Consider the following 287-nt stretch of genomic DNA (forward strand, 5'->3'; position numbering starts at 1 on the left):
CCCTGCGCAGATGGGAGGGCTGATCCATGGCAGAACCGCGCACCGTGCGGGAGAACGCAAACGCTCTGAGCAGTGAGCAGATCGCAGCCCTTCTGCCCCACCTCTACCCCTTTGCTCTCGTGGACCGCATCCTGGACTACGAGCCGGGGCAGTGGGCCATTGGCCGCAAGTGCGTATCCCGCAATGAAGAATTCTTCTGAGGTCACTTCCCGGGCCAGCCGTTCATGCCGTGAGTGCTGATCCTGGAAGCACTTGCCCAAACCGGAGCTGTTGCGGCGCTGAGCCTC

At 62.7% G+C, this 287-nt stretch carries 1 pseudogene; it reads left to right on the forward strand.

The window, feature by feature from the left end:
* Nucleotides 1–26: 26 nt before the first annotated feature.
* Nucleotides 27–230, forward strand: a pseudogene (locus P0G09_RS20600) (3-hydroxyacyl-[acyl-carrier-protein] dehydratase FabZ); the annotation flags it as partial.
* Nucleotides 231–287: the final 57 nt, after the last annotated feature.

The organism is Faecalibacterium sp. DFI.5.82, from assembly GCF_029076575.1.
Classification (GTDB): domain Bacteria; phylum Bacillota; class Clostridia; order Oscillospirales; family Ruminococcaceae; genus Faecalibacterium; species Faecalibacterium duncaniae.